This window comes from Anaerostipes faecalis, assembly GCF_018982945.1.
Taxonomy (GTDB): Bacteria; Bacillota; Clostridia; order Lachnospirales; family Lachnospiraceae; genus Anaerostipes; species Anaerostipes faecalis.
The window spans coordinates 1-4,782 of the sequence record NZ_JABRXE010000023.1 but is presented as its reverse complement, the minus strand read 5'-3'; the positions used below and the strand labels follow the sequence as shown (position 1 = coordinate 4,782).

Annotated in this window: 5 protein-coding genes and 1 pseudogene; 3 read left to right on the top strand and 3 right to left on the bottom strand. The window is 43.6% G+C overall.

What is annotated here, in order from left to right; translation table 11 throughout:
- Nucleotides 1-130 precede the first annotated feature (130 nt).
- The 3 genes and pseudogenes from KTB61_RS12820 to mobV all read right to left on the bottom strand — a co-directional run.
- A pseudogene (locus tag KTB61_RS12820) lies at nucleotides 131-1,033 on the bottom strand (recombinase family protein); the annotation flags it as partial.
- Nucleotides 1,034-1,119: 86 nt separating this feature from the next.
- Nucleotides 1,120-1,311 (bottom strand): hypothetical protein, encoded by a 192-nt coding sequence (locus tag KTB61_RS12815; protein ID WP_107617399.1) that lies wholly within the window; start codon nucleotides 1,309-1,311, stop codon nucleotides 1,120-1,122.
- Between the two features lie 43 nt (nucleotides 1,312-1,354).
- The gene (mobV, locus tag KTB61_RS12810) at nucleotides 1,355-2,299 is read right to left on the bottom strand and encodes a MobV family relaxase (protein ID WP_107617398.1); all 945 of its coding nucleotides are present in this window, start codon (nucleotides 2,297-2,299) and stop codon (nucleotides 1,355-1,357) included.
- A 204-nt stretch (nucleotides 2,300-2,503) separates the two neighbouring features.
- On the opposite strand from mobV, the gene KTB61_RS12805 reads away from it, so the two are divergent.
- Genes KTB61_RS12805 through cas2 form a run of 3 tightly spaced genes read left to right on the top strand, consistent with a single transcriptional unit; the run spans nucleotide 2,504 to nucleotide 4,553 of the window.
- The gene (locus KTB61_RS12805) at nucleotides 2,504-3,307 is read left to right on the top strand and encodes a helix-turn-helix domain-containing protein (RefSeq protein WP_216697696.1); all 804 of its coding nucleotides are present in this window, start codon (nucleotides 2,504-2,506) and stop codon (nucleotides 3,305-3,307) included.
- A 38-nt stretch (nucleotides 3,308-3,345) separates the two neighbouring features.
- A complete protein-coding gene (cas1, locus tag KTB61_RS12800; protein WP_107617396.1) occupies nucleotides 3,346-4,251 on the top strand; it encodes a type II CRISPR-associated endonuclease Cas1 in 906 nt (301 codons plus the stop codon).
- A complete protein-coding gene (gene cas2, locus KTB61_RS12795) occupies nucleotides 4,248-4,553 on the top strand; it encodes a CRISPR-associated endonuclease Cas2 (RefSeq protein WP_080568455.1) in 306 nt (101 codons plus the stop codon). Before cas1 ends, cas2 begins: the two co-directional genes overlap by 4 nt.
- Nucleotides 4,554-4,782 lie beyond the last annotated feature (229 nt).

Below are 4,782 nucleotides of genomic sequence, written 5' to 3'. Positions count from 1 at the left end.
TTTGCATCATGCACATGTAATACCAATATCAGGAAAGTCATACAGGTTAAAAGACCACTTAAAACAAACAGACTAATTGTACATTTTTATATAATATTTTTTGTACATTAGGTCTTGACATTTTATATAAAAATACTTCCTTCGTGATGATGGCTTCGTGGGTATTCTCTACCCGGAACCACTCCGACTCGGGCTTTCGTACCACCTTCTTGTTTTTAAAAGAGACGGTGGACTGGCGGTTGTGCACGCTGTTCCCGATGTAGTTTTCATCCTTCAGGATGCTTTTTACCTGTGCTATCGTCCACTGATACCGTTTGGATTCCTCTGCTCCCTCAAATACATGGGCGAAGGTGCCGTTTCTTTGGAAATTTACCCACGCCGGGGTGGAAACCTTTTCCTCCATCAGTATCCGTGTGATTTTCGCTGCTCCTGCACCGTGCAGGGCAAGCTCAAATATCCTTTCGATAATCCACTTGGTATCCGGGTCAATCAGAAGGTGTCCCGTCTGCTCCGGGTCCTTTCGATACCCTAGGGGTGCATAGGCTCCGTAATGGGCACCATTAGCAAAGCGGGTGCGGAAGGCTGCCTTGACCTTCTTGCTGGTCTGTCTGGCGTGCATCTCATTCAGGATGTTTAAAAACGGGGCAAGCTCATTATCGCCGTTAAGGGTATCCACGTTGTCATTGATGGCAATGTAGCGTACTCCCTTGCTTGGGAAATAAAGCTCCGTGTACTGCCCGGTCAGAATGTAGTTTCTGCCAAGACGTGACAAGTCCTTTGTCACAACACAGTTGATTCTGCCATCCTCGATGTCATCAATCATCCGTTGGAACTCCGGGCGGTCAAAATTGGTGCCGGACCATCCGTCATCAATGTATTCACCCACCACGTTCAGACCGTGTTCGTGGGCGTATTCCCGGAGCATCATCCGTTGGGTGCGGATACTTCCGCTTTCTCCCTGAAGCTCATCGTCCCGGCTCAGACGAAGGTAAAGTGCCGTGTTATAAATGGTTGTATTGTTTGGTTGTTTCATCAAAATCCTCCTTTTTGAAACAACCCACGCTTACAATACTGCCTGTAAAAATATTATAGCGTAAGCATGGGTGATAATCAATGTATTTAAGCAGAAATCTTACCTTCCGCAGTGTATAGCATTACATCCGTAAGCAGGGCATCCAGCTTCTTACCGTTTGTGGCAAAGTGTTCGGATATCTCAATGTGGTTTTTCCCATACACAAAATACTGTTTTCCGTCCTCAGCCATAAGGACCTTTCCTGCCGGCGATTCCGTACCGTTTCGGTTCTTTCCCATAGGCATCCTCCTTTCCTTGGTTCCCGGCATCCAAAGATGCCGGCTATCGGTTTCTGTCTTCCTTTTTTGCTTCCTGTTTGAGTTCTGCTAAAAGCTCCGGTGGTATCCGGTCCATGAGCCGGTGTAGCTCCCTTAATTCGCTTTCCTGCTTCGCCCGTTCCATTGCATTCTTTAGTTTTCCGCTTTCCCCGGCTTTTGCCCGGGCTTCCAGTTCCCTGTTTTGGGAAATCAAATCGTCGATGGTAACCTGATACTTCTTTAGCTGCCCGAGGAAATTCTCCATCTGGGGAAACCACTTCCGTAAAAGCTGTAACGCTTCCTCCTTCTGTTTTCCGGCGTTAAACACGGTGATGTTATCCAATGTCTGCACGATTTTCTTTCCCTGTTTGGTAAGGCTGACCGCCTGCTTAAAGAGCCTTGTGGGGATATGCTTTCTTCCCGTGACTTGGGCACTTTCTCCACGTTCCAAGTCAGGATACTTCTCTGCCATGTAAGCATGGAAATCATCCTGCCATTTGGTAAGGCTTGCCCGGTTTCCGATAACCTCCTTGGCACAAAGCCGGTTATCCTTGGTTAGCGGAACAAAGGTCAGGTGCAGATGGGGTGTTTTCTCGTCCATGTGTACCACCGCAGAAATGATGTTTTCCCTGCCGACCCGGTCCGCAAGAAACTCCGTAGCCCGTTTAAAATAGGCTGCCGTTTCCTGTGTGGATTTCCCTTTGAAAAACTCCGGGCTTGCGGTAATTAACGTATCCACAAACCTTGTGCTGTCCTTTCTTGTACGACAGCCGGATTCCTCGATTCGGTGCTTGATAAATCGTGAATACCGCTCCTTCGGTTTGATGGTGTGGAAGTTGTATTTACTGCGTTCCGTATCAATGTCGGGATTACTGGCATACCGTTCTTTTTTCCGTTCGTGGTGGGCTTCCAGAGCCCCGGATGGGGCTCCCTTGTGCTTTGCAAATCGTAAAATAGCGTATTGTGGCATGTAACTCCTTCCCGTCCACAAAAGAGTGGACATTTCTTTATTTTCAAGGTACGGCTCATCGATGAACTAAGAAAAGTCTACACTTATTTTTCATGCTGTGCCGTATATCCGAAAGGCAGGAAATATAGGACATTTGGCAGGACTTTCCGCTTTTACGGAAATGTGGTAGAATGGAGAAGAAAATGATTATGAGGAGATGATACTGTGGCATTAACCATACAGGAACGATTAAAAGACCTACGGGTAGAGCGGGGACTGACCTTGGAACAGCTTGCCGGTGAAACCGGGCTGTCAAAATCTGCCCTCGGAAGCTATGAATCGGAGGATTACAAGGATATCAGCCATCACGCCATCAACCGTCTGGCTGACTTTTACGGTGTGACTGCCGATTATCTGCTTGCCCGGACAGAAACAAAACGTCACCCGAATGCAGAGCTTTCTGACCTGCATCTGAGTGACGAAATGATAGAGCTATTAAAGAGTAAACGGGTGGATACGGCACTGCTCTGTGAACTGGCAACCCACCCGGATTTCACAAAGCTTCTTGCCGACATACAAATCTATGTGGAAGGGATTGCATCCATGCAGATACAGAACCTGAATACATGGGTGGATGTGGCAAGGGCTGAAATCATGGAAAAGTATCAGACAACGGAACAGGACAAAACCATGTATCTGTTGCAGTCAGCCCATGTGGAAGAAGGCGACTATTTCCGTAGCCGGGTACATAAGGACATGGACGGCATTTTAGAAGATATCAGAAACGCCCACGTTGGAAGAAATGACGGAGCACCGAAGACCTCTGTGGCAGAAGAACTGCGACAGGATTTGGAGGAAGTGGCAGCCTTTGAAGGAAGCCGGGCAGAACAGCTTCTGTTGGTTTTCTGTAAGCAGACCAAGCTCCGTTACAATAAGCTGACAGAGAAAGAAAAACAGGCACTGATGCGGATAATGCAGAAGTCGGAGTTGATGAAAAGCCCTATTTCACAGAGGGGCAGGAAGAAATAAAATATGTATACTTAAAGATGCTTTGAGAGGTAACATTTATGGGATTTCGTACACTTGAAATTAGTCATGCAGCAGAAATACACATAAAAGAAGGGCAATTGGAAATCACAACAGACGATGGAATTGCAGTTGTGCCGATAGAGGACTTGAATCAGATTATGGTACATGGTGCTAATATACGACTTTCTACAATGGATTTATCTATCTTAAGTCAAAATAAGGTGGCACTGATGACGCTGGATGACAGATATTTACCGACAGCCATTGTGTTGCCATTTGAAGGTCATGCAAGGCAGTCTAAATTAATGCATGCACAAATAAATACTACACATGAAAAATATATGGAATTATGGATTGATATTATAAAACAAAAGATAAGTAATCAATCCAGAGCTTTGTCTATTATGGGTTTGGATGGTGCGGAAAGAATTGCAGAGCATGTGGCAACTGTAGATGAGGAAAATGTGGATTACTGTGAATCATTAGCTGCTAAAGAATATTTTGCATATTATCATGAGGGATTTAACAGAAGAAGTGAGGACCCTATCAATAGCAGACTGAATTATGGCTATGCTGTTGTAAGAAGTGCAATTGCAAGAAAACTGGTGGCAACGGGTTTTCATCCAACTTTTGGAATACATCATGACAATCAATTGAATGCATTTAATCTGGCTGATGATTTGATAGAACCGTATCGTGCAATAGTTGATTTAGTAGCACACAACAATATAGCGTCAAACATTCAGTTGACAAAATCAGAAAGAAGAGAATTGGCGCATGTATTACATAATGCCTGTATTGTCGATGGAGTCAAGGTTAATGTAATGTCGGCGATTGATATTATGGTGGAAAGTTTGAAGAGGATTATTTTAGATGCTTCGACGGAAAAATTAAAGGTACCAATGATTCTGCCGATTGAAAGTATGGAGGGAATTACGGAATGAGATTACTTGTTATTCTTAGTCCAACAGATAGATGGGGAACTAAAACAGAGTATACGAGGCTTCGAAAGTTTTTACATAAAGATGGCTATTTGCGAATAGCACCGGAAGCGTATATGCGGATAGTGCAAAATAGGAAAGCATCCGAAAAACATTACAGACGAATTGAAGAGTACGCACCTAAAACCGGAACAGTAAGACTTTTACGTTTGACAGAGAAGCAATATAATAACATATATTTGGTGACAGGAGAAGCAGATTATCAGGAAAAAGTAGTTGGCATAAACAGTCATATTATGTTATAATGAGACTTGTAACAGACTAATTATCTATATTTGGGAAGTTAATAAAACTTTGTACTAAATATAGTGGTTGAATGACCCGCCAAAAATGGTGCATCGTTCAACAGTATCATTCTAATATAAAATATTTAAAATATCAATGGTAATCATAAATTTCACAAAGCTTTTACATATCAAACTCTTTAGATTACATCTCCTTCAACATATCCATCTGGAGAAATTCTCTTTAATT

Excerpts from the sequence above, each read along its gene's own strand:
- KTB61_RS12815 (WP_107617399.1), bottom strand. The coding sequence starts at position 1,311 with ATGGGAAAGAACCGAAACGGTACGGAATCGCCGGCAGGAAAGGTCCTT.
- mobV (WP_107617398.1), bottom strand. The coding sequence starts at position 2,299 with ATGCCACAATACGCTATTTTACGATTTGCAAAGCACAAGGGAGCCCCA.
- cas1 (WP_107617396.1), top strand. The coding sequence starts at position 3,346 with ATGGGATTTCGTACACTTGAAATTAGTCATGCAGCAGAAATACACATA.
- cas2 (WP_080568455.1), top strand. The coding sequence starts at position 4,248 with ATGAGATTACTTGTTATTCTTAGTCCAACAGATAGATGGGGAACTAAA.